General features: G+C 72.1%; 25 protein-coding genes. 18 read left to right on the plus strand and 7 right to left on the minus strand.

The features are described from left to right. The first annotated feature begins 6 nt into the window (after positions 1 to 6). Positions 7 to 174 (plus strand): hypothetical protein, encoded by a 168-nt coding sequence (locus ACFZDE_RS11260; RefSeq protein ID WP_390993194.1) that lies wholly within the window; start codon positions 7 to 9, stop codon positions 172 to 174. A gap of 760 nt (positions 175 to 934) precedes the next feature. Here the strand turns inward: ACFZDE_RS11260 and ACFZDE_RS11265 are convergent. Continuing rightward, on the minus strand, positions 935 to 1,498 hold the full coding sequence (locus ACFZDE_RS11265; RefSeq protein ID WP_391199429.1) for a hypothetical protein: 564 nt from the start codon (positions 1,496 to 1,498) through the stop codon (positions 935 to 937). 113 nt (positions 1,499 to 1,611) lie between these two features. Here ACFZDE_RS11265 and tsaB point away from each other — a divergent pair, with 113 nt between their 5' ends. Genes tsaB through ACFZDE_RS11285 form a run of 4 tightly spaced genes read left to right on the plus strand, consistent with a single transcriptional unit; the run spans position 1,612 to position 4,100 of the window. Beyond that, a complete protein-coding gene (tsaB, locus tag ACFZDE_RS11270; RefSeq protein WP_390993200.1) occupies positions 1,612 to 2,265 on the plus strand; it encodes a tRNA (adenosine(37)-N6)-threonylcarbamoyltransferase complex dimerization subunit type 1 TsaB in 654 nt (217 codons plus the stop codon). A gap of 8 nt (positions 2,266 to 2,273) precedes the next feature. Then, positions 2,274 to 2,768, plus strand: coding sequence for a ribosomal protein S18-alanine N-acetyltransferase (rimI, locus tag ACFZDE_RS11275; protein ID WP_391199902.1), 495 nt, complete (start codon positions 2,274 to 2,276; stop codon positions 2,766 to 2,768). After that, positions 2,761 to 3,846, plus strand: coding sequence for a tRNA (adenosine(37)-N6)-threonylcarbamoyltransferase complex transferase subunit TsaD (gene tsaD / locus ACFZDE_RS11280; RefSeq protein WP_390993202.1), 1,086 nt, complete (start codon positions 2,761 to 2,763; stop codon positions 3,844 to 3,846). Before rimI ends, tsaD begins: the two co-directional genes overlap by 8 nt. After that, the gene (locus ACFZDE_RS11285; protein ID WP_390993204.1) at positions 3,843 to 4,100 is read left to right on the plus strand and encodes a hypothetical protein; all 258 of its coding nucleotides are present in this window, start codon (positions 3,843 to 3,845) and stop codon (positions 4,098 to 4,100) included. The genes tsaD and ACFZDE_RS11285 overlap by 4 nt, the downstream gene beginning before the upstream one ends. Before the next feature lie 19 nt (positions 4,101 to 4,119). Here ACFZDE_RS11285 and ACFZDE_RS11290 read toward each other — a convergent pair whose 3' ends face one another. Next, positions 4,120 to 6,420, minus strand: coding sequence for a glycoside hydrolase family 3 N-terminal domain-containing protein (locus ACFZDE_RS11290; protein WP_391199431.1), 2,301 nt, complete (start codon positions 6,418 to 6,420; stop codon positions 4,120 to 4,122). A 137-nt stretch (positions 6,421 to 6,557) separates the two neighbouring features. On the opposite strand from ACFZDE_RS11290, the gene ACFZDE_RS11295 reads away from it, so the two are divergent. The 3 genes from ACFZDE_RS11295 (at position 6,558) to ACFZDE_RS11305 (ending at position 9,342) form a co-directional block, all read left to right on the plus strand. Beyond that, positions 6,558 to 7,622: a substrate-binding domain-containing protein gene (locus tag ACFZDE_RS11295; protein ID WP_391199432.1), complete on the plus strand. Its 1,065-nt coding sequence runs from the start codon at positions 6,558 to 6,560 to the stop codon at positions 7,620 to 7,622. Between the two features lie 182 nt (positions 7,623 to 7,804). Next, on the plus strand, positions 7,805 to 8,851 hold the full coding sequence (locus ACFZDE_RS11300) for an LCP family protein (RefSeq protein ID WP_391199434.1): 1,047 nt from the start codon (positions 7,805 to 7,807) through the stop codon (positions 8,849 to 8,851). Positions 8,852 to 9,000: 149 nt separating this feature from the next. Continuing rightward, a complete protein-coding gene (locus ACFZDE_RS11305) occupies positions 9,001 to 9,342 on the plus strand; it encodes a hypothetical protein (RefSeq protein WP_391199436.1) in 342 nt (113 codons plus the stop codon). A gap of 13 nt (positions 9,343 to 9,355) precedes the next feature. On the opposite strand, the gene ACFZDE_RS11310 is transcribed toward ACFZDE_RS11305, so the two are convergent. Next, a complete protein-coding gene (locus tag ACFZDE_RS11310) occupies positions 9,356 to 10,519 on the minus strand; it encodes a methyltransferase domain-containing protein (RefSeq protein ID WP_391199438.1) in 1,164 nt (387 codons plus the stop codon). Between the two features lie 184 nt (positions 10,520 to 10,703). Between ACFZDE_RS11310 and ACFZDE_RS11315 the strand changes: the two genes are divergently transcribed. From ACFZDE_RS11315 to ACFZDE_RS11335, 5 genes are all read left to right on the plus strand, one after another. Next, positions 10,704 to 11,585 carry a polysaccharide deacetylase family protein gene (locus ACFZDE_RS11315; RefSeq protein WP_391199440.1) on the plus strand — a complete coding sequence of 294 codons (882 nt, stop codon included), beginning with the start codon at positions 10,704 to 10,706 and terminating at the stop codon, positions 11,583 to 11,585. Then, complete coding sequence (locus tag ACFZDE_RS11320) at positions 11,582 to 12,352, plus strand: polysaccharide deacetylase family protein (protein ID WP_391199443.1); 771 nt, start codon at positions 11,582 to 11,584, stop codon at positions 12,350 to 12,352. Before ACFZDE_RS11315 ends, ACFZDE_RS11320 begins: the two co-directional genes overlap by 4 nt. A 262-nt stretch (positions 12,353 to 12,614) precedes the next feature. Then, positions 12,615 to 12,923: a co-chaperone GroES gene (gene groES, locus ACFZDE_RS11325; protein WP_003974211.1), complete on the plus strand. Its 309-nt coding sequence runs from the start codon at positions 12,615 to 12,617 to the stop codon at positions 12,921 to 12,923. A 116-nt stretch (positions 12,924 to 13,039) separates the two neighbouring features. Further along, positions 13,040 to 14,665 carry a chaperonin GroEL gene (groL, locus tag ACFZDE_RS11330; protein WP_390993219.1) on the plus strand — a complete coding sequence of 542 codons (1,626 nt, stop codon included), beginning with the start codon at positions 13,040 to 13,042 and terminating at the stop codon, positions 14,663 to 14,665. Between the two features lie 320 nt (positions 14,666 to 14,985). Continuing rightward, complete coding sequence (locus ACFZDE_RS11335; protein WP_391199445.1) at positions 14,986 to 15,507, plus strand: hypothetical protein; 522 nt, start codon at positions 14,986 to 14,988, stop codon at positions 15,505 to 15,507. Positions 15,508 to 15,534: 27 nt separating this feature from the next. Here ACFZDE_RS11335 and ACFZDE_RS11340 read toward each other — a convergent pair whose 3' ends face one another. From ACFZDE_RS11340 to ACFZDE_RS11350, 3 genes are all read right to left on the minus strand, one after another. After that, positions 15,535 to 16,242, minus strand: a complete 708-nt coding sequence (locus ACFZDE_RS11340; RefSeq protein ID WP_391199447.1) for an ester cyclase — start codon at positions 16,240 to 16,242, stop codon at positions 15,535 to 15,537. 116 nt (positions 16,243 to 16,358) lie between these two features. Then, positions 16,359 to 17,132: an SDR family NAD(P)-dependent oxidoreductase gene (locus ACFZDE_RS11345; RefSeq protein ID WP_390993237.1), complete on the minus strand. Its 774-nt coding sequence runs from the start codon at positions 17,130 to 17,132 to the stop codon at positions 16,359 to 16,361. A gap of 94 nt (positions 17,133 to 17,226) precedes the next feature. Continuing rightward, entirely contained in the window at positions 17,227 to 17,895 is a 669-nt protein-coding gene (locus ACFZDE_RS11350; protein ID WP_391199449.1) for an MOSC domain-containing protein, read from the minus strand. Positions 17,896 to 17,976: 81 nt separating this feature from the next. On the opposite strand from ACFZDE_RS11350, the gene ACFZDE_RS11355 reads away from it, so the two are divergent. After that, the gene (locus ACFZDE_RS11355; protein ID WP_391199451.1) at positions 17,977 to 18,876 is read left to right on the plus strand and encodes a LysR substrate-binding domain-containing protein; all 900 of its coding nucleotides are present in this window, start codon (positions 17,977 to 17,979) and stop codon (positions 18,874 to 18,876) included. 197 nt (positions 18,877 to 19,073) lie between these two features. Here the strand turns inward: ACFZDE_RS11355 and ACFZDE_RS11360 are convergent, their stop codons facing one another. Further along, entirely contained in the window at positions 19,074 to 19,403 is a 330-nt protein-coding gene (locus ACFZDE_RS11360; protein WP_390993243.1) for a WhiB family transcriptional regulator, read from the minus strand. A gap of 380 nt (positions 19,404 to 19,783) precedes the next feature. On the opposite strand from ACFZDE_RS11360, the gene ACFZDE_RS11365 reads away from it, so the two are divergent. The 4 genes from ACFZDE_RS11365 (at position 19,784) to ACFZDE_RS11380 (ending at position 24,333) form a co-directional block, all read left to right on the plus strand. Continuing rightward, positions 19,784 to 20,395, plus strand: a complete 612-nt coding sequence (locus ACFZDE_RS11365) for a response regulator transcription factor (RefSeq protein ID WP_003948568.1) — start codon at positions 19,784 to 19,786, stop codon at positions 20,393 to 20,395. A gap of 460 nt (positions 20,396 to 20,855) precedes the next feature. Beyond that, a complete protein-coding gene (locus tag ACFZDE_RS11370) occupies positions 20,856 to 21,443 on the plus strand; it encodes a sigma-70 family RNA polymerase sigma factor (protein WP_185014700.1) in 588 nt (195 codons plus the stop codon). 154 nt (positions 21,444 to 21,597) lie between these two features. After that, positions 21,598 to 23,103, plus strand: coding sequence for an IMP dehydrogenase (gene guaB / locus ACFZDE_RS11375; protein ID WP_221756426.1), 1,506 nt, complete (start codon positions 21,598 to 21,600; stop codon positions 23,101 to 23,103). A gap of 105 nt (positions 23,104 to 23,208) precedes the next feature. Then, positions 23,209 to 24,333 (plus strand): GuaB3 family IMP dehydrogenase-related protein, encoded by a 1,125-nt coding sequence (locus ACFZDE_RS11380; protein WP_390993246.1) that lies wholly within the window; start codon positions 23,209 to 23,211, stop codon positions 24,331 to 24,333. Positions 24,334 to 24,360 lie beyond the last annotated feature (27 nt).

Raw genomic sequence — 24,360 nt, forward strand, 5'->3', positions numbered from 1 at the left:
GCGTCCATGTCGGCTACAGAGAGCAAGGGGCAGCCGCGGCGCTTCGCGGCCACCGCCGTCTCCATGCACGACCTACTGGCGGCCGGCGAGGCGGCGACCCTGATCTCCACACCCCCACGGCCCCCCGACCCGGAACTCTCCGAGCACCCCACGACACACCGCGAAGCGGCGTAACGCGGGGCACGGGTAGTCCCTCGGCGAACCTCCGCCATCGCGCAGCGACAGGGCGGACCCGCGCGTAGCGGCGAGGGGGTAGCGCCGCGCTCCGAGGCGCGCCCCACCGGACCGCCTCGCACGGCGGCGACGTGGCGGACCTGCGCGTACCGGCGAAGCGACGTGGCGGACCTGCGCGCACCGGCGGCGTGTTCAGCCGGCCGCGCCCGCTGATGCCGCTCAGCGGCCCCGGGCGCACCCCCGCATGTGGCAGAGCGCGCTGCGAAGACGCCTTGCCGGACCTGCGCGCACCCCGAAGCGTGTTCCGGCGGCCGCGCCCGCTGAGGCCGCTCAGCGGCCCTCGGGCGCACCCCGCATGCGGCAGAGCGCGCCGCGAAGACGCCTTGCCGGACCTGCGCGCACGGCGAAGGGTGTTCAGGCGGCTGCACCCGCTGAGGCCGTTCAGCGGCCCTCGGGCGCACCCCCGCATGCGGCACAGCACGCCGCGAAGCACTTCTTACCGACCTCCGCGCACCGCGAAGCCGCTCGATCTGCGCCCGCGCCCCCCGGGCATTCGCCCACCCCGCCGCTCACCAGACCGGCCCGCCCACCCCGCCGGTCAGCAGATGTCCGGCTCACCCGCCGCCCAGCAGACCCCCGGCTCACTCCGCCGCCCACCCCCGGCCGGCCCACCCGCAGACGCTCAGCAGGCCTTCGCCGCACCGCGCAGCCGCTCAGCAGGCCCCGCACCCCGTAGCGGTGTAACCCGCCACGGTCGACCTCAGCGGACCACCACCACCGTGCGGCCGATCGTCGCGAAGGTCCACATCGCGTCGCCGTCCGGGCGGGACTCGCGGATGCCGCCCGTGCGGGCCTTCGGGTCGGGGGATGGGGCGGAGGTCGGGCTTCCCACCGCCGCGCTGAAGCCGATCACCACGCCGTCCACCGTCGCGAAGCGCACCACGTGCTCGACCGGGACGCCGTCGGAGCCGGTGACCGAGTTCGAACGGGACGTCACCGAGTAGCTGCCCGGCGCCGGGTCCACCGTGCTCGGGTCGACCTCGAACGTACGGCTGACGGCCTCGTCCCCGGCGACCAGCCACACCCGGTCGTCACGCAGCGAGTACACGACCCGGGCACCCTTGCCCGAGTCCTCGGGCAAGGCGGTCGGGTCCCTCTTCAGCCGGGGCGGCGTGGACGTGCCGGCCGCCGGTGCGGCGCCCGTGTGCGCCGCTCTGCCCAGCCCGGCGGGCAGGGACTCGGCCGCCTGATGCGCGAGGTAACCGACCGTCGCGAGGGCCGCGGCGGTGAGCCCGGCCACGATTCCCGAGCTGCTGGCTGACACCGGCGTTCACCTCACGTCGTACATCCCTGTCGTGACGGTAGGTGACGGTAGCAGCACGTGACGACCCGACAGGTGCGGCCGTGCCGGGCCCCGGAGAGCCGTAGGCTGTTTGCGTGCTCTTGCTCGCTCTGGATACCGCCACGCCCGCCGTCACCGTCGCGCTGCACGACGGACGCGATGTCATCGCCTCCTCGAGTCAGGTGGACGCGCGGCGGCACGGGGAACTGCTGCTGCCGGCGATCGACCGAATCCTCGCCGAGGCCGGTGTGCGGCTCGACGCCGTCACGGGGATCGTCGCCGGGACCGGTCCAGGTCCGTACACCGGGCTGCGCGTCGGACTGATGACCGCGGACACCTTCGGGCTCGCGCTCGGCGTCCCCGTGCACGGCGTGTGCACACTGGACGGCCTCGCCTACGCCGCCGACCTGGAGGGCCCGTTCGTCGTCGCGACCGACGCCCGCCGCAAGGAGGTGTACTGGGCCCGCTACCGCGACTCCCGGACCCGGGTCACCGACCCGGCCGTGGACCGGCCCGCCGACATCGCCGAGCAGGTCGAGGGGCTGCCCGCGGTCGGAGCGGGCGCCCTGCTCTACCCGGACACCTTCCCCAGGGCGCACGAGCCGGAGCACGTGTCCGCCGCCGCCCTCGCCCGGCTGGCGGCCCAGAGGCTGGCCGCCGGAGAGGAACTCCCCGCGCCCCGGCCGCTCTACCTGCGCCGCCCCGACGCCCAGGTCCCCAAGAACTACAAGGTGGTCACCCCCAAGTGACCGAACCCATGACGTGCGCGCTGCGCGAGATGCGCTGGTGGGACATCGACTCCGTGCTGGAGCTGGAGCGGGACCTGTTCCCCGAGGACGCCTGGTCCCGGGGCATGTTCTGGTCCGAGCTGGCCCATGCGCGAGGACCCGGGGCCAACCGGCGGTACGTGGTCGCCGAGTCCGCCTCCGGGATCGTCGGGTACGCGGGTCTCGTCGCCACCGGCGAGCAGGCCGACGTCCAGACCATCGCCGTATCCCGCGCCCTGTGGGGCACCGGCCTCGGCGCCCGGCTGCTGGCCGAACTGCTGCGGGCGGCCACCACCTTCGAGTGCGCCGAGGTGATGCTGGAGTGCCGGGTCGACAACGTCCGCGCGCAGAAGCTGTACGAGCGCTTCGGCTTCGAGCCCATCGGTTTCCGGCGCGGCTACTACCAGCCGGGGAACGTGGACGCCCTGGTGATGCGCCTGACCGCCCCCGAGGACTCCGTACAAGGAACCGAGATCAATGGCTGACGAACCCCTCGTGCTGGGAATCGAGACCTCCTGCGACGAGACCGGCGTCGGCATCGTCCGGGGCACCACCCTGCTGGCCGACGCCGTGGCCTCCAGCGTCGACGAGCACGCCCGCTTCGGCGGCGTCGTCCCGGAGGTCGCGAGCCGCGCCCACCTGGAGGCGATGGTCCCCACCATCGACCGGGCGCTGAAGGAGGCGGGTGTCACCGCCCGCGACCTCGACGGCATCGCCGTCACCGCCGGTCCCGGCCTCGCCGGTGCCCTGCTGGTCGGCGTCTCCGCGGCGAAGGCCTACGCCTACGCCCTCGGCAAGCCGCTCTACGGCGTCAACCACCTCGCCTCGCACATCTGCGTGGACCAGCTGGAGCACGGCGCGCTGCCCGAGCCGACCATGGCGCTGCTGGTCTCCGGCGGCCACTCCTCGCTGCTGCTGTCCTCGGACATCACCTCCGACGTCCGCCCGATGGGCGCCACCATCGACGACGCGGCCGGCGAGGCCTTCGACAAGATCGCCCGCGTCCTGAACCTCGGCTTCCCCGGCGGCCCGGTCATCGACCGGTACGCCAAGGAGGGCGACCCGAACGCGATCGCCTTCCCCCGGGGCCTGACCGGACCGCGCGACGCGGCCTACGACTTCTCCTTCTCGGGGCTGAAGACCGCGGTGGCCCGCTGGATCGAGGCCAAGCGGGCCGCGGGCGAGGAGGTTCCGGTGCGGGACGTGGCGGCGTCCTTCCAGGAGGCCGTCGTCGACGTGCTGACCCGCAAGGCCGTCCGGGCCTGCAAGGACGAGGGCGTCGACCACCTGATGATCGGCGGCGGCGTGGCCGCCAACTCCCGGCTGCGCGTCCTCGCCCAGGAGCGCTGCGAGGCCGCCGGCATCCGGCTGCGCGTGCCGCGGCCCAAGCTGTGCACGGACAACGGCGCGATGGTCGCCGCCCTCGGCGCCGAGATGGTCGCCCGCAACCGGGCGGCGTCGGCCTGGGACCTGTCGGCGGACTCGTCGCTGCCGGTGACCGAGCCGCACGTGCCCGGGCACGACCATGTGCACGAGGTGAGCAAGGAGAACCTCTACTCGTGACGGTCGCGTTGATGTGGGAGGCCCGGGCCGCCGACGGGCGGGGCGAGGACCTGCTCGCCTGGGCCAGGGCGCGGGAACTCGCGCCCGAGCCCCTGCGCCGGGAGACCTTCCGGGCGCCGCGGGACCGCGTCCTCGTCATCACCTGGTGGGACGCGCCCTACGACGCCGAGCTGCCCGAACTGCCCGAGCCGGACGGGGACCTGGTCACACGGGCGGTGCACCGGTGGCGGTTCGAGTCGGTCTCCGGGGACTGACCGGGGCCGCCCCCGGTGCTCAGGACACCTCGGTCTCGCAGCGCAGCAGCCGGTCGGGGCCGAGTACCCGGACCGGACCCGTCAGGGTGAGGTGCGCGGTGTGCCGTACGTCCGCGCTCGACGCCGCCAGCCGCAGCTCCAGGGCGCCCGGTTCGACCACCCGGCGGCCCGAGCGGTCGGTGAAGGACGACAGGTCGGCGTGGAAGCGGAAGGTCACCCGGGCCGCCCCGCCCGGGCCCGCCGTCACCCGCCGGTAGCCGATCAGCCGCATGTCGGGGCGGGTCACGGACGCCACCGGGTCGTGCAGATACAGCTGCACGACCTCCGCGCCCTCGCGGTCACCCGTGTTGCGGACGGTCACCGACACCTCGTACGAGCCGTCCGTGCCGATCTCGACCGGCCCGTCGGCGGTGGGCACCTCCCAGGCGAACGCCGTGTACGAGCGGCCGTGGCCGAAGGCGTACAGCGGGGTCGGGTCGAGGTTGCTGACCTCGCCCGCCAGGCCCAGCGGCGGCTGGAGGTAGGTCCAGGGCTGTCCGCCGGGCAGCCGCGGGACGCTGACGGGCAGGCGGCCGGAGGGGTTGACCCGGCCCGACAGGACGCCCGCGACCGCCGGGCCGCCCTCCTCGCCCGGGAAGAACGCCTGGACGACCGCGCCCAGCCGGCCCTGCCAGCGGCCCAGCGCGTAGGGACGGCCGGTCAGCAGCACCAGCACCACGGGGACGCCGGTGGCGACCAGCGCGTCCAGCAGTTCGCCCTGGACGCCCGGCAGGCCGAGGTCCGTCGCGTCGCAGCCCTCGCCCGAGGTGCCGCGGCCGAACAGGCCCGCCCGGTCGCCGAGGACCGCCACGCACACGTCCGCCTCGGCGGTACGCGCGATGGCCTCCTCGAAGCCCGTGGTGTCCGGGTCGCTCACGTCGCACCCCTGCGCGAACGTCACCTTGGCGTCGGGGAGTTCGGAGCGCAGGGCGTCCAGGACGGTCGGGATCTCGATGCCGAGGGGCACGTCGGGGTGGTGGGGCAGGACGTGGGACGGGAAGGAGTAGCAGCCCAGCATGGCCAGGGCGTCGGCCGCCCGGGGACCGACCACCGCGATACGGGTGTCGGGGGCCAGGGGGAGCAGGCCGTCGGGGTTGTCGAGCAGGACCACCGACTCCTCGGCCACGCGGCGGGCCAGGATCCGGTTGCCCGTCGAGTCGAGGTCGATCTCAGCGGCCGGTTCGGGGGCCCAGTCCTCGTCCAGCAGGCCCAGTTCGCACTTCTGGAGCAGGACGCGGCGGGCCGCGCGGTCCACCAGCTCCTCGGGGACCTCGCCGGAGCGGACCGCCTCCAGCAGCGGCCGGCCGTAGCACTTGACGGTGGGCAGTTCGACGTCGATGCCGGCGGTGAGGGCAGCGTGGGCCGCCTCGGCCGGGGTCGCGGCGACCCTGTGGAGGGTCTGGAGGAAGCCGATGCCGAAGTAGTCGGCGACGACCGTGCCGGTGAAGCCCCACTCCTCACGCAGGAGGTGGGTCAGCAGCCCCGGGTCCGCGGAGGCCGGGACACCGTCCGTCTCGGTGTAGGCGGCCATCACCGACCGGGCGCCGCCCTCGCGCAGGGCCATCTCGAAGGGCGGCAGGGTGACATCGGCGAACTCGCGTACCCCGGCCCGCACCGGGGCGAGGTTGCGGGCCCCGGCCGAGGAGGCGTATCCGGCGAAGTGTTTGAGCGTGGCGACCACCCCGGCCGACTCCAGGCCCCGCACATAGGCCGCACCGACCGTGCCGACCAGGTACGGGTCCTCGCCGATGGTCTCCTCCACACGGCCCCAGCGCGGATCGCGTACGACGTCCAGCACGGGCGCGAGACCCTGGTGCACGCCGGCCGAGCGCAGGTCGTCGCCGACACGGCGGGCCATCTCCTCGACCAGCGGCGGATCCCAGGTCGCGCCCCAGGCCAGCGGCACCGGATAGGCCGTGGCCCGCCAGGCCGTGAGGCCGGCCAGGCACTCCTCGTGCGCGATCGCCGGGATGCCGAAGCGACCCGCCCCGGCGATCCGGCGCTGGGCGCGCGCCAGGGCCCGCGCGCCGAGCACCGGGTCCACGGGGGCGGTGCCGAAGGAGCGGGTGAGCTGGCCGAGGCCGTGGGTGATCAGCTCGGCCCAGTCGTACTCGACGGTCATGTCGTGCTGGTGCGGAGCGACTCCGTCGCCGTCCGTGGCGGCGCCCACCCACACGCCGTACAGCTGGGCGGTCCTCTCCTCCAGGGTCATCCGGGAGAGCAGGTCGTCGACACGGGCGGCGGCGGGCAGCGCGGGGTCACGCCAGGGCGCGGTGGTCATGAAGCTCCTGTCGGGTGGACGGACGGCCCTCTCACGAACGGTACTGCGAATGTTTCGGAATGAACGTCGAATGTTCCGGGAACCTATGGCGGTGCGAGGACTTCGTCAAGGGGGCCCGCAGGGTTACGATCGCCGCCATGACATCCCCGGAGCCCGTTGAAAGCCGGACGCAGACCCGGACGCAGGGGCGCACCGCGCAGACCGCGACGCTCGCCGAGATCGCCCGCGAGGCGGGTGTCTCGGCGCCGACTGTTTCGAAGGTCCTGAACGGCCGGGCCGACGTGGCCCCGGCCACCCGGTCCCGCGTCGAGGATCTGCTGCGCGCGCACGGCTACCGGCGCCGCCGTGCCGAGGCGACCCGCTCACCCCTGATCGACCTGGTCTTCCACGAGCTGGAGAGCGCCTGGGCGATGGAGGTCATCCGGGGCGTGGAGAACGTGGCCCGGGACGCCGGGCTCAGTGTCGTGCTGTCCGAGAGCGCGGGGCGGCTCACACCGGGCCGGACCTGGGCCGACCAGGTCGCCGCGCGCCGCCCGCACGGCGTGATCCTGGTGCTGTCCGGCCTCGACGAGTCCCAGCGGGCGCTGCTGACCAGCCGTTCCATCCCGTTCGTGGTGATGGACCCGGCCGGCGACCCCGGCGCCGACGTGCCGTCGATCGGCGCGACCAACTGGCAGGGCGGCCTCGCCGCCACCCGGCATCTGGTCGAGCTGGGGCACCGCAGGATCGGCGCGATCAGCGGGCCCTCGCAGATGATGTGCAGCAGGGCCCGGATCGACGGCTACCGGGCCGCGCTGGAGACGGCCGGGCTGCCGGTGGACCCCGCCCTGATCGCCACCGGCGACTTCCACCACGAGGCCGGCTACCGGCGGGGCCTGGAGCTGCTGCGCCGCCCGGACCGGCCGACCGCCGTCTTCGCCGGGAACGACCTCCAGGCGCTCGGGCTGTACGAGGCCGCGCGCGAGCTGGGGCTGCGCATCCCGGAGGACCTGAGCGTGGTCGGCTTCGACGACCTGCCGGTGGCGCCCTGGGTCGGGCCGCCGCTGACGACCGTACGGCAGCCGCTGACGGAGATGGCCGAGGCCGCGGCCAAGCTGGTCCTCGACCTCGGGCGGGACGAGGGGACCGAGGCGGCGACGAGGGTGGAGCTGGCGACGAGTCTGGTGGTGCGCAGCAGCACGGCGGGGCCCGCGGAAGGGTAGGTGCAGTAGTGACGGATGTTCCGGCCGTTTCCACCCTCCACCGAAGCGAATCGGCTGTACCGTCGAAACTTTCGATCGCCCCTGCCGGTGCCCGTAGTGAGGTCCCCGAGATCGGGGCGCGAAATCTGAGAATTTCCGAAGAAAGAGCGCCCTGGACTCCCTGCCCGTAATAATTCGGACTTATGTTCCTGCCCGTGACGGGACTCAACGGGGACGAGGGCGCGGACGTGGGCCGGCGGTCGAGAGCACTGAAGATCGCCGGCGTCACTCTGGCGGGGGCGCTGGTGCTGGGCGCCGGAGCGGCGGGCTGGGCCTACTGGCATCTCAGCGGCAACATCAAGGGCGTCGACATCGACAACGCGCTGGGCGACAACCGGCCGCCGAAGCCGGTGACCACGTCGCCCTCGGGCCCGGCCCTGCCGAGCGAGGCCCTCAACATCCTGGTCCTGGGCTCGGATTCGCGCAGCGGCGAGGAGAACCGGCGGCTCGGCGGCGGCGACAGCACCGGTGCCCGCTCCGACACCGCGATGGTCGTCCACCTCGACGCCGGGCGGACCAGCGCGACGGTGGTGAGCATCCCGCGCGACACCCTGGTCACCCGCCCGTCCTGCCCGCGCCCGTCGGGCGGTTCCACGGCGGTCGCGTACCACTCCATGTTCAACAGCGCGTACGAGATCGGCGGACCGATCTGCGCGGTGAAGACGGTCGAGGAGCTGACGAACGTCCGGATGGACCACTACCTCGAGATCGACTTCTCGGGGTTCGCCGAGCTGGTCGACGCGCTCGGCGGCGTCACCGTCACCACGGACGAGGACATCGACGACGAGGACAGCCACCTGCGGCTGAAGGCCGGCACCCACCACCTCGACGGCACCCGGGCCCTCGCGCTGGCCCGCACCCGGCACGGCATAGGCGACGGCAGCGACCTGGGCCGGATAGGCCTCCAGCAGAAGCTGGTGACGGCCCTGCTGGAGCAGATCGCCTCCCAGGACCTGTTCACCGACCCGGCCAAGCTGTACCGCGTCGCGGACGCGGCGACCGCCGGCCTCACCACCGACACGGGCCTGGACTCCCTCGCCGAGCTGACCCGGCTCGGCCAGAGCCTCAAGGGCCTGTCACCGAGCGGCGTCCGGACGGTGATGATGCCGGTGGTGCAGGCCCCGTGGGATCCCAACCGGGTGGTGGCGGAGCAGCCGGAGGCCGAGAAGCTCTGGACGTCACTGCGCTGACGGCGTGTCCTGGCGACGGGGAGCGATCCGTCCACCACCACCGCTAGCTGCGTTGGTACGTCGTAGTCGCCGGTGAGCTCCTCCCGCTGCTCCTCGGCCATGGACCGACCGCGGCGGGCAGCGCCTTCCCGCCGTTCTGCGCCGGAGTCGTGTCCGGCTCGGTGCTCGCCACTTGTGCGGTCGGCCGGGTGGGGCCGCGCGTGCTGCTGGTCGCGGGCGGGCCGCTCGGCGCCGCCGGGTTCGCCTGGTTCGCGGCGGCCGTGGCGGTGGACGGCGGCTTCCTGCTCACCGCCCCCGGCCCGTCGACGGTGGCGAGCGTCGGCACCGGCCTCTGCCTCGTCCCACTCGACACGGCCGCCACGACCGCGGTCCCGGCCGGTGAGCCCGTCCTCCTCAAGGACGAGAACCGCTCCCGCTGGAACCGCATGCTGCTCGCCCGCGGCGTCACCGCGCTGGCCGAGGCCCTTCCTCCAGCGCCCCGGGCATCCTGAGCATCAGGCAGCATCAGGCCGGATGCCCGACGAGCATCGCCGGTGCTCCCGCGACCCGGGTCAGGAACACCGTCGCCGCGTGCGGCCCCTGCGGCTTGACCTTCTTGCGGAGCTCCTCCGGCTCCACCGCCGAGCCCCGCTTCTTCACGGTCAGCGTGCCGACCTGACGCTCCCGCAGCAGCGCCTTCAGCTTCTTGACGTTGAAGGGCAGATGGTCGGTGATCTCGTAGGCGGTGGCGTACGGGGTCGGGTGCGGGGCGTCGGCCGTGACGTAGGCGATGGTCGCGTCGAGCAGCCCACCGTCCACCTGGTCGGCCACCTCGGCGACCAGGTGGGCGCGGATGACGGCGCCGTCGGGCTCGTAGAGGTAGCGGCCGGGCGGGCGGACCTCCGGGTCGGGCAGACCGCGGGAGAGCAGGGTGCGGGGGCCCGGCAGGAGGGTCGCCCGGATCGCCCCGGGCTCGGTGCCGAACCACAGCACCGCCTCCTTGACGTCCCCGCCGTCGGAGATCCACTCGGCCTCGGCGTCCTCGGGGACCGCCTCGTGCGGGATGCCGGGGGCGACCTTCAGCGCGGCGCCGCGCGGGGCCCGGCGGGCCACGGAGACCGCCCAGGACAGGGGCGGTGAGTAGGCCTCGGGGTCGAAGATCCGGCCGCGGCCGCCGCGCCGGGCGGGATCGACGAACGCGGCGTCGAAACCGGCCGTGTCCACCTCGGTGACGTCCGCCTCGCGCACCTCGACGAGGCCGGACAGGCCCAGCGCGTCGGCGTTCGCCCGGGCCGCCGCGGCCGTTCGCGGGTCCCGGTCCACGGCCAGCACACGGATCCCGGCGCGGGCCAGCGCGATCGCGTCACCGCCGATGCCGCAGCACAGGTCGGCGACCGAGGTGATGCCCGCCTCGGCCATCCGCCGGGCCCGGTAGGTCGCCACGCTCGACCGGGTCGACTGCTCGACGCCGTTCGGTGTGAAGAACATCCGGCCAGCGTCCTCGGCCCCGAACTTCGCCACCGCCCGCTGCCGCAGCCGCGCCTGCCCGAGCGCCGCCGACACCAGCTCGGCGGGGTGCTCGCGGCGCAGCCGGGTCGCGACGGCCAGCTCCCGCGCCGGGTCGGTGTCCCGCACCTCGTCGAGGAGGGCGCGGCCTTCGGGGGTGAGGAGGAGAGCGAGGTCGTTCACCGGATCATTGTCGGCCACCGCGGGGGGCGGGTGACGTGTGGGCCAGTCGGTGGATGGTGGGGCGCGGGCCGCGGTGTCGGGCCGGGATCGGCGGGAGGCGCTGCGAGGATCCGGCGTCATGCGAGCAGTCGTACAAAATGACAAATGCCGGGCATGGGGGGTATCGGGGCGAAGGTCCGCGGGCGTGCGGATCGGCCTCACCGTGCTCGTCCTCGCCGCCATCGCCTCCGGCTGCGCGCAGGACGGCGGCAGCGACCCGGTCACCCCGGCGGGTGGCCAGCAGCCCCTCGACGCACCCCCGGCCCGCGCGCTCGACTCCTACGCCACCAAGCTGCGCGCCGCGCACGCCGCCCGGGTCGCCGCCGCGCACCGCTGGGGCCTGCGCAAGGTCCCCCGGACCGCCCCGCCCGCCCCGGCGCACAAGCCGAGGATCAGGACCCGCAAGGGCTTCGAGGTGGACGGCCACCGGGAACTGGACCTGCCGCCCGTCTTCACCCGCGTCCCCACCCGGGACAAGGTCGTCTTCCTCACCATCGACGACGGCGCCGAGAAGGACCCGGCGTTCCTGCGGATGATGAACGACCTGGACATCCCCTACACCGCCTTCCTCAGCGGCTACCTGGTCAAGGACGACACCCGCTACTTCCGGAAGATGCAGTCCAAGGGCGTGGTCCTGAACAACCACACCCTCCACCACCCCAACCTGCGGGGCATGTCCTACCGGGCGCAGAAGCGCGAGATCTGCGGCATGCAGCGCTACCTGAAGCGGCAGTTCGGCAAGCGCCCCACCCTCTTCCGCCCGCCCTACGGCAGCTACGACCGGGCCACCCTGCGCGCCGCCAAGACCTGCGGCATCGCGTACGCGCCCCTGTGGAACCAGGAGGTCTTCGCCGACCACTGGGAGTACCGCGAGGGGGACCGCACCCTGCGCCGGGGCGACATCGTCCTCACCCACTTCCGGGGCCGCGACCAGTGGAAGGGCACGATGGCCGACATGATCCGCCGCTTCCTGAACAAGGTGACGGCCCAGGGGTACGCCGTCGGGCGACTGGAGGACTACCTGTGAGGCGGCCGGCCGCCGCCCTGCCGTGCGCGGTCGCCCTGCTGTGCGCGGTTCTGCTGGCGGGTTGCGCCGGGACCGCGGGGGAGCGGCCGGACCCCGCCGACGGCCGCGCCCAGGACCCGCCCCGCGCCGTGAGCGCCCCCCGCTCACTGCCGCCCGTCGTGGACCACGTCCCCACCCGCGACCCCGTCGTCTTCCTCACCTACGACGACGGCGCCGAACGCGACCCCCGCTTCGTCCGCCTCGTCCGCGAACGGCGCCTGCCCGTCAGCATGTTCCTCACCGACAGCGTCGTGGGCCCCGGCTACGGCCACTTCGCCCGGCTGCGCGCGGTCGGCGCGTCCATCCAGAACCACACCCTCGACCACCCCGCCCTGCGCGGCCTGCCCTACGCCGGGCAGCGCGCCGAGATCTGCGGCCAGCAGCACAAGCTCCGCTCCCGCTTCGGCATCACGCCCCGCCTCTTCCGCCCGCCCTACGGCACCTACGACCGGACGACCCTGCGCGCCGCGGCCGACTGCGGCATCACGGCGGTCGTCCTGTGGCGCGCGTCCCTGGGTGCCGACGGCGAACTGACCTACACCCGGGGCGAGCCGCGGCTGCGGGCCGGAGACATCGTCTCGGTGCCGTCGGGCGAGACCGGTTCCCCGAGCCTCGCGGAACGGACCGAGCGCCTGCTACGCGAGATCGCCGAACGGGGGCTGCGGGTGGGGCGGCTGGAAGACCACTTGGAGGACGGCCTGCAGGACGGCCTGCTGGACCGCCTGTAGGGCCGCCTGGGGGGCCTCTGCAGAGCCGTCCGGGAGGGTCGTCTGTCGGGTCACCAGGAGAGACCGCCCGGCCGACGCGCCGTCGGCAATTAGCAGTCCGCTTGACCGAGTGCTAATCGCAGTCATAGTCTCGGCTCTGGCACTCCCCCCAGGAGAGTGCCAACACAGCGACGGGCAGGTCCGGCACCCGCGACGACGGATCCACCTGGTCGCCACCTCAGACAGTTAACCCCGTGAGATCTCCGAAGGGGGAGGTCGGATCGTGACGACCACCAGCTCCAAGGTTGCCATCAAGCCGCTCGAGGACCGCATCGTGGTCCAGCCGCTCGACGCCGAGCAGACCACCGCCTCTGGCCTGGTCATCCCGGACACCGCCAAGGAGAAGCCCCAGGAGGGCGTCGTCCTGGCCGTGGGCCCGGGCCGCTTCGAGGACGGCAACCGTCTTCCGCTCGACGTCTCCGTCGGCGACGTCGTGCTCTACAGCAAGTACGGCGGCACCGAGGTGAAGTACAACGGCGAGGAGTACCTCGTCCTCTCGGCCCGCGACGTGCTCGCGATCGTCGAGAAGTAATTCACCCCAAGCACCTTGCTTTGAACTGCGCCCCTGGCCCCCGCTGTCACCTCTGAGCCGGGCGCCCGGGGCGCAGTGCCGTATATCCCAGATTCCGGAAGAGGGCTCACGCTCCCATGGCGAAGATCCTGAAGTTCGACGAGGACGCCCGTCGCGCCCTCGAGCGCGGCGTCAACAAGCTTGCCGACACGGTCAAGGTGACGATCGGCCCCAAGGGCCGCAACGTCGTCATCGACAAGAAGTTCGGCGCTCCCACCATCACCAACGACGGTGTGACCATCGCCCGCGAGGTCGAGGTCGAGGACCCGTACGAGAACCTCGGTGCCCAGCTGGTCAAGGAGGTGGCGACCAAGACCAACGACATCGCGGGTGACGGTACGACCACCGCGACCGTGCTCGCCCAGGCGCTCGTGCGCGAGGGCCTCAAGAACGTCGCCGCCGGTGCTTCCCCGGCTGCCCTGAAGAAGGGCATCGACGCCGCCGTCGCCGCGGTCTCCGAGGAGCTCCTCGCGACCGCCCGGCCGATCGACGAGAAGTCCGACATCGCCGCCGTCGCCGGTCTGTCCGCCCAGGACACGCAGGTCGGCGAGCTCATCGCCGAGGCCATGGACAAGGTCGGCAAGGACGGTGTCATCACCGTCGAGGAGTCCAACACCTTCGGTCTGGAGCTGGACTTCACCGAGGGCATGGCCTTCGACAAGGGCTACCTGTCGCCGTACTTCGTGACGGACCAGGAGCGCATGGAAGCCGTCCTGGACGACCCGTACATCCTCATCACGCAGGGCAAGATCTCCGCCATCGCGGACCTCCTGCCGCTGCTGGAGAAGGTCATCCAGTCCAACGCCTCCAAGCCGCTGCTGATCATCGCCGAGGACGTCGAGGGCGAGGCCCTCTCCACCCTCGTCGTCAACAAGATCCGCGGCACCTTCAACGCCGTCGCCGTGAAGGCCCCCGGCTTCGGCGACCGCCGCAAGGCGATGCTGCAGGACCTGGCGATCCTCACCGGCGCCACGGTCGTCTCCGAGGAGGTCGGCCTCAAGCTCGACCAGGTCGGCCTGGACGTGCTCGGCTCCGCCCGCCGCGTCACCGTCACCAAGGACGACACCACGGTCGTCGACGGCGCCGGCAACAAGGACGACGTGCAGGGCCGCGTCGCCCAGATCAAGGCCGAGATCGAGACCACGGACTCCGACTGGGACCGCGAGAAGCTCCAGGAGCGCCTCGCGAAGCTGGCCGGCGGCGTGTGCGTCATCCGCGTCGGTGCCGCCACCGAGGTCGAGCTCAAGGAGCGCAAGCACCGTCTGGAGGACGCCATCTCCGCGACCCGCGCCGCGGTCGAGGAGGGCATCGTCTCCGGTGGTGGCTCCGCGCTGGTCCACGCCGTGAAGGTCCTCGAGGGCAACCTCGGCAAGACCGGCGACGAGGCCACGGGTGTCGCGGTCGTCCGCAAGGCCGCCGTCGAGCCGCTGCGCTGGATCGCCGAGAACGCCGGCCTGGAGGGCTACGTCATCACCTCCAAGGTCGCCGAGCTCGACAAGGGCCAGGGCTTCAACGCCGCCACCGGCGAGTACGGCGACCTGGTCAAGGCCGGCGTCATCGACCCGGTCAAGGTCACCCGCTCCGCCCTGGAGAACGCCGCCTCCATCGCCTCCCTCCTCCTCACGACCGAGACCCTGGTCGTCGAGAAGAAGGAAGAGGAAGAGCCGGCCGCCGCGGGCCACGGCCACGGCCACGCCCACTGACGACCAAGCGCGCCAGACCCTGAGCAGGGCCCGGCCCCCGAAAACGGGGCGCCGGGCCCTCGCCATTTCCTCACCACGACTCAGGGAACCGCAGCGGCGGTCGAGGGCCTCCTGGGTACCGGAGCAGAGAACCGGTTGAGCACGGCCGGAGCACATCGCTGGACGAGCTGAACCTCGGCGCCAGGAGACCGGGTCCGCATCGGCGTGGGACCGCACTCCGAACGGCCTGCGCGCGCTACGGGCGCGTGACTCTCGTGCGGCCATGTCACTCTTCCGCAACGAGCCTTTGGCGGCGGGTGCGATGTGGGCATGCTGCCCGCATGCAGATGACGGAGCCGTTCGCCGCGACCTCGGCTGCTGTGGCGCCGGTGATTCTCATCGCCGCCGGTCTGGAGGTCGCGTCCTATCAACGGACGATCCAGGGCTGGGTGAGTCGGCTGGTGGAGCAGGTCGAGCCCCAGCTGACCGCGATCCTGGAGCAGTCGCCCGCCGAGCGTCGGGCCGCCGTGCGCCGACTGGTCGAAGAGCACAGCGTCATGGCGAGCACGGGCATGCTGAAGGCCGCGGTTCAGTTCGCGCTCGGAATCCTCTGGGTCGTGGTCATGATGGCGCAGGTGTGTGTCACGGTCGTCTGCCTGGCCTGGCTCGGAGTGCCGGCGCATCAGCCTGAGCGGGACATCGCCGTGGCGTGTCTCGTGGCCGTGGCGGTCGGTGCCTTCGCGGTCGCGACCTTCCCGATGTACCGGCTCATCCAGTCGCCGTGGGCACCGATCGTCGCATGGGCGTTGAAAATCGAGTTGCGTTCGCGTCTCACTGCGGCGCGAGGGCAGGAAGGGGCGTGACGCGGCTCGCCACCGGGGCCCCCGGCGTCAGAGCTCCGTAGACTCCAGCGCCCCCAGCTGCTGCATCAGACCCAGCCGGTCGTACTGCCACCAGCCCTCGGCGATCTTTCCGTCGGGCGTGCAGCGGTGCACGGTCGTGCCGGTCATGGTGACCTCCTGGCCGGTCGGCTCGATCCCGAGGAACTCGCCGGTGTGCCGCCCGCTGAACGTCCACCGGGTGCAGACCCGGTCCCCCTGCGCCATCTGGTCCTCGATGGTGAACGAGAAGTCGAAGCCGCCGCGCCACACCTCCACCTCGCGACGGAGCGCGTCCAGCCCGATGACGTCCTGCACATTGGCCGGATCGTGATCGTGGTAGTCCTCGATGAACACGTCGTTGAACGGCGGCGCGTCCCCCTGACCCGGCGCCAGTTCGAAGAACCTGCGCGCGGTGGCCGCGTACAACTGCTCGTCCCGCACCACGTCCAGGTCCGTGAAGGTCGGCGTCTCCTCGCAGAGCGCCACCATGTCCTGGAAGATCCGGTCCGTCTCCGGCAGCCCGGAGTTGCGCATCGCCTCCTCGTACGAGGGGAACTCCACGATCTCCACGATGTGCGAGGAGTCCGCCCGGTCCTTCGCCACCACACTGTGCGACGCGGTCCGCTTCCCCTTGGTCTGCTCGACCCACCGGTCCATCAGCCGGTTCATCTCGTCGAGCCGGCTGGTCCTGCATTCGATGAGCTGTACGAAGGTCATGGTCTCGCCTCCGGCCCCCCTGGGTCCGGCTGAACAGCTTCATTGTCCCAAGGGGAACGCCCGGGTGCCTCCCGGCTCATGGGGGGGGGGAGGAAGGCGAGCCGGCCGACGCGACGCTACTGCGGCCCGTACTTGCGTCCCGTCCTGGAGGACACCGCTCCCAGCATCCCCCGAGGCACCAGCTTCGCCGCCCCCATCAGCGCCTTGTAGCGCGGGTCCGGGATGGACAGCGTCTTGCCGCGCGCCAGGTCGTGCAGCGCCGCCGCCACCAGCTTGTCCGCGTCGAGCCACATCCAGCCGGGGATGTTGTCGGTGCCCATCCCGGCCCGGTCGTGGAACTCGGTGCGCACGAACCCAGGGCAGAGCGCCATCAGCCGTACGCCGCTGCCGGCCAGGTCGCGCGCGGCGCCCTGGGTGAACTGCACGACCCACGCCTTGGAGGCACCGTAGGTGCCCCGAGGGACGAACGCGGCCACCGACGCCACGTTGACCACGCCGCCCCGGCCCCGCTCGCGCATCGCCTCGGCCGCCGCCGACGTCAGCCGCAGCACCGCCTCGCAGTGCACCTTCAGCATCCGCAGCTCATCGGCCATGGAGACGTCCAGGTAGCGGCCCTTGTTGCCGAATCCGGCGTTGTTGATCAGGAGGTCGACGGGGTTCCTGCGGTCGCCGAGGCGTCCGGCCACCGCCTCGATCCCCTTGTCCTCGGCCAGGTCGGCCGTCAGCACCTCCGCCTCGATGCCGTGCCGGTCGTGCAGTTCGGTCGCCTGCTCGTGCAGCCGCTTGGTGTCGCGGGCCACCAGCACCAGGTTGTGCCCGTCCGCCGCCAGTCGCCGCGCGAACGCGGCTCCGATGCCTGCCGTCGATCCCGTAATCAGAGCCGTTGTCATGGCAGAAGGTTAGTGACCCGGACCGGGTGCATCCGCTTCCCCGTGGGGCCGTCCGTGGTGAAGGGTCCGTGGAGACAGGCGTGGTGAGCGGCCATCAGCCCCCGTACTTCTCCTCGTACTCCCGAGCCGTCCGCAGCAGCTCCGGGTGCAGAGCCTCGCCCGCGGCCAGCAGGCGCGGCAGCAGCGTCCGCTCGGTCGTCACCGCCCGGAACTGAAGGGCTACCGTCACGTCGTGGCCGGGCCGGTGCACGATCTCCACGGCGTCGCCCGCGCGGATCTCCCCGGGCACGATCACCCGCAGATACGCCCCCGGCGCCCCCCGCCGCGTGAACCGCTTCACCCAGCCCTTCTCACCCAGGTGGCCCTGGAACGTACGGCACGGAATCCGCCCGGAGGTGATCTCCAGCACCACCTCGGGGCCGATGCGCCAGCGCTCGCCGATCAGCGCGCCGGACACGTCAAGACCGCGGGTCGTGAGGTTCTCGCCGAACGCGCCGTCGGCCAGTGTCCGGCCCAGCTCGCGCTCCCACTCGTCCATGTCCTCGCGGGCCATGGCGTACACCGCCTGATCGTCGCCGCCGTGGTGCTCCAGCTTGCACACCGCGTCACCGGCGAGCCCGCTCCCGCCGATCCCCTTGGGTCCGGGCGCGGACACCCGCACCGGCCCGTCCACCGGCCGCTTGTCGATTCCGGTCACGCCCCCGGGGCCGTCCGCGTACGGCGCGGCCTCGGCGCGGCCCAGATTCACAGACAGAAGCTTCATGACCCGCACGGTAGGCGACCACTCCCCAAAGCGTCGACGCAATATTCGCATCGTCGTCAAAGCGTCGCTTATCCTCGAAGAGTGATCGAAGCTCGTCATCTCCGTGTCCTGCGCGCCGTCGCGACCACCGGTTCCTTCTCCGCCGCGGGCCGGGAGCTGGGCTGTACCCAGCCCGCCGTCAGCCAGCAGATGAAGGCCCTGGAAACCTCCGTGGGCACCCCGCTGCTGATCCGCACGGGACGCGAGATGCGCCTGACCCAGGCCGGCGAGGCCCTGGTGCGGCATGCCTCCGGGATCCTCGCCGGGCTCACAGCGGCGGAGGAGGAGGTCGCCGCCATCGCCGGGCTGCGCGCGGGCCGGGTCCGGCTCGTCTCCTTCCCCAGCGGCAGCTCCACCCTCGTCCCCACGGCTCTCGCGGCACTGCGCGCGGCGCACCCGGGCACCCGTGTCTCCCTGGAGGAGGCCGAGCCGCCCGCCTCCGTGGGCCTGCTGCGCGACGGCGACTGCGACGTGGCGCTCGCCTTCCGCTACGAGGGGTCGGCGAGCGCGCAGGAGTGGGACGACCTCGTCGTACGGCCGCTGCTGTCGGACCGGCTCGTCGCGCTCGTGCCGGAGCGGCACCGGCTCGCGGGCGCGCGGTCCGTCGACATCGGTGAGCTCACCGAGGAGCCGTGGATCGCGGGCTGCCCGCGCTGCCGTGGGCAGTTGGTGGAGGTGTGCGCGGCGGCCGGCTTCACCCCGCGCATCGACTTCGCCACCGACGACTATCCGGCGGTGGTCGGGCTGGTCGGCGCCGGTCTGGGCGTCGCCGTGCTGCCCCAGCTGGCCGTCGAGTCGGTACGGCCCCGGGGGGTGCGCACCGTGCGGCTCGAACCGGCGGTGCGGCGGGAGATCGTCGCGCTCACGCTGCCCGACCTCGCGCAGGTCCCGGCGGTGGCCGCGACCCTCGACCAGCTGACCCGGGCCGCCCGCCGCCCGTAGCGGGCGCGGCGGCGCTCCGGGGCGAGGGGCCTGCCCGTGTTCACACGGCCGCCCGCGTCCACACGGCCGCCCGCGTCCACATGGCCATCCGCGTCCATACGGTCACCCGCGTCCATACGGTCACCCGCATGCAATACGGCCACCCGCGTCAAAAACCAACGGCACGCGTGCGCGTGCCCGTTCGAAGAAACGTTCCTTCAATTGTTCGAGGCGGTGTGCCCGCCCAGTGCCGACGCCGACACCAGCCGGTTGCGCGCCCGCCCCATCAGTTCTTCGCGCTCGTCCTCGGTCAGTCCGCCCCACACGCCGTACGGCTCGCGCACCGCCAGCGCGTGTGCGGCGCACTCGGCACGTACCGGGCACCTCATGCAGACCTCTTTGGCCGAGTTCTCACGAGCGCTCCTCGCCGCACCGCGCTCGCCCTCCGGATGGAAGAACAGCGAGCTGTCCACTCCGCGACAGGCAGCCAGCAGCTGCCAGTCCCACAGGTCCGCGTTCGGTCCGGGAAGGCGGGAGAAATCTGCCATTACGTGACCCCTTGTAGCCGTTCTGGGCGGATCCGGTGTCTACGACCGTACAACTACGATCTAAGGAGATGAAAATATGACTCATTGCGAATCTAGCTCCAGACACTGGCAAAGCGGAAGAAATGGGTCTGAATGGGGCACGGGTTGTGATGAAACTTCGAGGGTCTGCTGCGCATATCTGCACCGTGTCCGCCCCCTCACGTAGAGTGCCGAAGATGGCAGCCACCCCCGTAACTCTTTCGAGTGACCGTCGTTGAGAGTGCGAGGCGGTTGAAGGAACAAGCGCTCGGGCGGGCGTCCGAGACGGTCGACCGCACAGGTGACGATTTCGTACCAGCCTGGAGGCTCAAGGTGACGCGCATCAGCTGCGGAGGGCGGTCATGACATCCGTCCTCGTCTGCGACGACTCCCCGCTTGCCCGAGAGGCGCTCCGTCGTGCGGTCGCGACCGTGCCCGGCGTAGAGCGCGTGACGACGGCGGCCAACGGCGAGGAAGTCCTCCGCCGCTGGGGCGCCGACCGCTCGGACCTGATTCTGATGGACGTACGCATGCCCGGACTGGGCGGCGTCGAGACGGTCAGGCGGCTGCTGTCCGCCGACCCCGGTGCGCGCATCATCATGCTCACCGTCGCCGAGGACCTGGACGGCGTGGCCCTCGCGGTCGCCGCCGGTGCCCGCGGCTATCTGCACAAGGACGCCTCCCGCGCGGAACTGCGCGCGACGGTGACCCAGGCCCTGGCCGACCCGACCTGGCGGCTCGCGCCGCGCCGGCTGCGCTCGGCCGAGATGGGTGCGGCGCCCACGCTCACGGCGCGTGAGATCCAGGTCCTCGAAGGCATGAGCCACGGCCGCTCGAACGCCGAGATCGGCCGTGAGCTGTTCCTCTCCGAGGACACCGTCAAGACGCACGCCCGGCGCCTGTTCAAGAAGCTGGGCGCCTCGGACCGGGCCCACGCCGTGGCGCTCGGCTTCCGGTGGGGTCTGGTGCGCTAGGGCCTGTCCTTCGGATCGGGTCGGCTTCGACGCGCGGCCTCCGGCGGCAGCCGGAGAGCGGGGGCACACCGATGCCCCCGCGTGAGCCGTACCCGCGCGGCACGGCCCCGGCGGCCGACGGCGACGCCGGCCGGGAGCCGCTCCCGCCCGGGCGGGGCCGAGAGCCCGCGAGGGCGCGGGCCCAAATCCCCGGATTGATCCGAACGGCAGGCCCCAGCGCTCGTGGTGAGAGCACGGAACTCCAGGTGGGCGCGGGTGGACCGGGGGTTCACCGGAGGCCCGCTGCTCGTTTCGCCGCGGATGCCGCATCCTTGAGGGTGTGGAGTTCCTCGGGGACGAGTCGGTCGAGCGGAAGGGGAGGGCGCAGGGGATGAGTGCCGGCGCACCTGCTCATAACGCTTCGGTGCACAACAACGGGCGCGATGCCGCGGACCCCGCGGCCGCAAGGCACCATGGACCGATGCGCGACGACGAGGCGGCCCATGCCCAGGGTCCGATCGGGGCGCTCGTCCACCGCGCCGTCGACGGGGACGAGCAGGCGACGCACGACCTGCTCGCCCATGTCCACCCCCTGGCCCTGCGCTACTGCCGCACCCGTCTGTCCCGTCTCCCGGGCGACGCGCGGCACTTCGTGGAGGACCTGGCGCAGGAGGTCTGCGTGGCGGTGCTCCTCGCACTGCCCCGCTACCGGGACACCGGCCGTCCCTTCGAGGCGTTCGTCTTCGCCATCGCCGCTCACAAGGTCGCCGACCTCCAGCGCGCGGCGATGCGCCACCCCGGCTCGACGGCCGTGCCCTCCGACGAGATGCCCGAGCGCCCCGACGACTCGCTCGGCCCGGAGGAGCGTGCCCTGCTCAGCAGCGACGCGGAATGGGCCAAGAAACTCCTGGCCAACCTCCCCGAGAACCAGCGGGAGCTGCTGCTGCTGCGCATCGCGGTGGGGCTCACGGCCGAGGAGACCGGCCAGATGTTGGGAATGTCACCCGGTGCGGTCCGGGTGGCCCAGCACAGGGCGCTGAGCCGGCTGCGGGCGCTGGCCGAGCAGTAGCCCCGCTTGAAGGAACCCCTCAGTTGAACAGGCGGGGCACCGCTTCCGTACGAACATACGAAGCCCGGAGCCGGGCGGAACCGTGGAATGAGACAGCGTCGCTTCCCGTTAGCATGGACATCCGCACCGATCAAGGCCATTTGGGGAAGGTGTCATGACTGCCAACGTCGACGGAGTGCCCGGAAAATTCGCGACACTCGGGCTGACCTACGACGACGTGCTGCTGCTGCCGGGTGCATCCGAGGTGCTCCCCAACGCGGTCGACACCTCGTCCCGCATCTCCCGCAACGTCCGGGTCAACATCCCGCTGCTCTCCGCGGCGATGGACAAGGTGACCGAGTCCCGCATGGCGATCGCGATGGCCCGCCAGGGCGGCGTCGGCGTGCTGCACCGCAACCTCTCCATCGAGGACCAGGTCAACCAGGTCGACCTGGTCAAGCGCTCCGAGTCCGGCATGGTCACCGACCCGATCACGGTGCACCCCGACGCGACGCTGGGCGAGGCCGACGCCCTGTGCGCCAAGTTCCGCATCAGCGGCGTCCCCGTCACCGACGGAAACAAGAAGCTGCTCGGCATCGTCACCAACCGCGACATGGCCTTCGAGACCGACCGCACCCGTCAGGTGCGCGAGGTCATGACGCCCATGCCGCTGGTCACCGGCAAGGTCGGCATCTCCGGCGCCGACGCCATGGAGCTGCTGCGCCGCCACAAGATCGAGAAGCTGCCCCTGGTCGACGACGCGGGCATCCTCAAGGGCCTGATCACGGTCAAGGACTTCGTCAAGGCCGAGCAGTACCCCAACGCGGCCAAGGACTCCGAGGGCCGGCTGCTCGTCGGCGCGGCCGTGGGCGCCAGCCCCGAGGCCCTGGAGCGCGCCCAGGCGCTCGCCGGTGCGGGTGTGGACTTCCTGGTCGTCGACACCTCGCACGGCCACAACAGCAACGCGCTCAGCTGGATGGCGAAGATCAAGTCGAGCGTCGGCGTCGACGTGATCGGCGGCAACGTCGCCACGCGTGACGGCGCCCAGGCGCTGATCGACGCCGGTGTCGACGGCATCAAGGTCGGCGTGGGCCCCGGCTCGATCTGCACCACCCGCGTGGTCGCCGGCATCGGCGTCCCGCAGGTCACCGCCATCTACGAGGCGTCCCTCGCGGCCCGCCCGGCGGGCATCCCGCTGATCGGCGACGGTGGCCTGCAGTACTCCGGTGACATCGGCAAGGCCCTGGCCGCCGGTGCCGACACGGTGATGCTGGGCAGTCTCCTCGCGGGCTGTGAGGAGTCCCCGGGGGAGCTGCAGTTCATCAACGGCAAGCAGTTCAAGTCCTACCGCGGCATGGGCTCGCTCGGCGCGATGCAGTCCCGCGGCCAGGCCAAGTCGTACTCCAAGGACCGCTACTTCCAGGCCGAGGTCGGCTCCGACGACAAGCTCGTGCCCGAGGGCATCGAGGGCCAGGTGCCCTACCGCGGCCCGCTGGCCAACGTGCTGCACCAGCTCGTCGGCGGTCTGCGCCAGACCATGGGTTACGTGGGCGCCGCCTCCATCGACGAGATGGAGACCAAGGGCCGCTTCGTCCGGATCACCTCGGCGGGCCTCAAGGAGAGCCACCCGCACGACATCCAGATGACGGTCGAGGCGCCGAACTACAGCCGCAGCAAGTAGCGGCCCGGCCTTCCGAGGGCGGCCCCGGGGTATCCGGGGCCGCCCTCGTCGTGCCCGTCGGCGATACTGGAAGACGCTGCAACGCATCAGGGAAAGGCCACAGACGTGACTGAGATCGAGATCGGGCGCGGCAAGCGCGGCCGCCGGGCGTACGCCTTCGACGACATCGCCGTCGTCCCCAGCCGCCGTACGCGGGACCCGAAGGAGGTCTCGATCGCCTGGCAGATCGACGCCTACCGCTTCGAGCTGCCCTTCCTGGCCGCTCCCATGGACTCGGTCGTCTCCCCGGCCACCGCCATCCGCATCGGCGAGCTCGGCGGCCTCGGCGTGCTGAACCTCGAAGGCCTGTGGACCCGCTACGAGGACCCGCAGCCGCTGCTCGACGAGATCGCCGGGCTGGACTCGGAGACCGCGACCCGCCGTCTGCAGGAGATCTACGCCGCTCCCATCAAGGAGGAGCTGATCGGGCAGCGGATCAAGGAGGTGCGCGACTCCGGCGTCGTCACCGCCGCCGCGCTCTCCCCGCAGCGCACCGCCCAGTTCTCCAAGGCCGTCGTGGACGCGGGCGTCGACATCTTCGTCATCCGCGGTACGACGGTCTCCGCGGAGCACGTCTCCGGCGCGCACGAGCCGCTGAACCTGAAGCAGTTCATCTACGAGCTGGACGTCCCCGTGATCGTCGGCGGCTGCGCCACGTACACGGCGGCCCTGCACCTGATGCGTACCGGCGCGGCCGGTGTGCTGGTCGGCTTCGGCGGCGGCGCGGCGCACACCACGCGCAACGTGCTCGGCATCCAGGTCCCGATGGCCACGGCGGTCGCTGACGTGGCCGCCGCCCGCCGTGACTACATGGACGAGTCCGGCGGCCGGTACGTGCACGTGATCGCGGACGGCGGTGTCGGCTGGTCCGGCGACCTGCCCAAGGCGATCGCCTGCGGCGCGGACTCGGTGATGATGGGCTCCCCGCTGGCCCGTGCCACCGACGGACCGGGCAAGGGCAACCACTGGGGCATGGAGGCCGTGAACGAGGAGCTGCCGCGCGGCAAGAAGGTCGACCTCGGCACGGTCGGGACCATCGAGGAGATCCTCACCGGCCCGTCCCACACCCCGGACGGCTCCATGAACCTCTTCGGCGCCCTGCGCCGCGCCATGGCCACCACGGGCTACAGCGAGCTCAAGGAGTTCCAGCGCGTCGAGGTGACGGTGGCGGACTCACAGCACCGGCGGTAGTCCGCTCAGCTTGAGAAGGGCCTGGTC

The sequence above is a fragment of the Streptomyces sp. NPDC007929 genome, assembly GCF_042959065.1.
In the GTDB taxonomy this organism is placed as follows: Bacteria; Actinomycetota; Actinomycetes; order Streptomycetales; family Streptomycetaceae; genus Streptomyces.

Bases quoted from the DNA above. Each gene is read 5' to 3' on its own strand.
- ACFZDE_RS11360 (WP_390993243.1), bottom strand. From the start codon at position 19,403: ATGGCAGATTTCTCCCGCCTTCCCGGACCGAACGCGGACCTGTGGGAC.
- guaB (WP_221756426.1), top strand. From the start codon at position 21,598: ATGACTGCCAACGTCGACGGAGTGCCCGGAAAATTCGCGACACTCGGG.
- ACFZDE_RS11295 (WP_391199432.1), top strand. From the start codon at position 6,558: ATGACATCCCCGGAGCCCGTTGAAAGCCGGACGCAGACCCGGACGCAG.
- ACFZDE_RS11345 (WP_390993237.1), bottom strand. From the start codon at position 17,132: ATGACAACGGCTCTGATTACGGGATCGACGGCAGGCATCGGAGCCGCG.
- ACFZDE_RS11365 (WP_003948568.1), top strand. From the start codon at position 19,784: ATGACATCCGTCCTCGTCTGCGACGACTCCCCGCTTGCCCGAGAGGCG.
- rimI (WP_391199902.1), top strand. From the start codon at position 2,274: ATGACGTGCGCGCTGCGCGAGATGCGCTGGTGGGACATCGACTCCGTG.
- ACFZDE_RS11290 (WP_391199431.1), bottom strand. From the start codon at position 6,420: ATGACCACCGCGCCCTGGCGTGACCCCGCGCTGCCCGCCGCCGCCCGT.
- ACFZDE_RS11260 (WP_390993194.1), top strand. From the start codon at position 7: ATGTCGGCTACAGAGAGCAAGGGGCAGCCGCGGCGCTTCGCGGCCACC.
- ACFZDE_RS11350 (WP_391199449.1), bottom strand. From the start codon at position 17,895: ATGAAGCTTCTGTCTGTGAATCTGGGCCGCGCCGAGGCCGCGCCGTAC.
- ACFZDE_RS11335 (WP_391199445.1), top strand. From the start codon at position 14,986: ATGCAGATGACGGAGCCGTTCGCCGCGACCTCGGCTGCTGTGGCGCCG.
- tsaD (WP_390993202.1), top strand. From the start codon at position 2,761: ATGGCTGACGAACCCCTCGTGCTGGGAATCGAGACCTCCTGCGACGAG.
- ACFZDE_RS11300 (WP_391199434.1), top strand. From the start codon at position 7,805: ATGTTCCTGCCCGTGACGGGACTCAACGGGGACGAGGGCGCGGACGTG.
- groL (WP_390993219.1), top strand. From the start codon at position 13,040: ATGGCGAAGATCCTGAAGTTCGACGAGGACGCCCGTCGCGCCCTCGAG.
- ACFZDE_RS11370 (WP_185014700.1), top strand. From the start codon at position 20,856: ATGCGCGACGACGAGGCGGCCCATGCCCAGGGTCCGATCGGGGCGCTC.
- ACFZDE_RS11340 (WP_391199447.1), bottom strand. From the start codon at position 16,242: ATGACCTTCGTACAGCTCATCGAATGCAGGACCAGCCGGCTCGACGAG.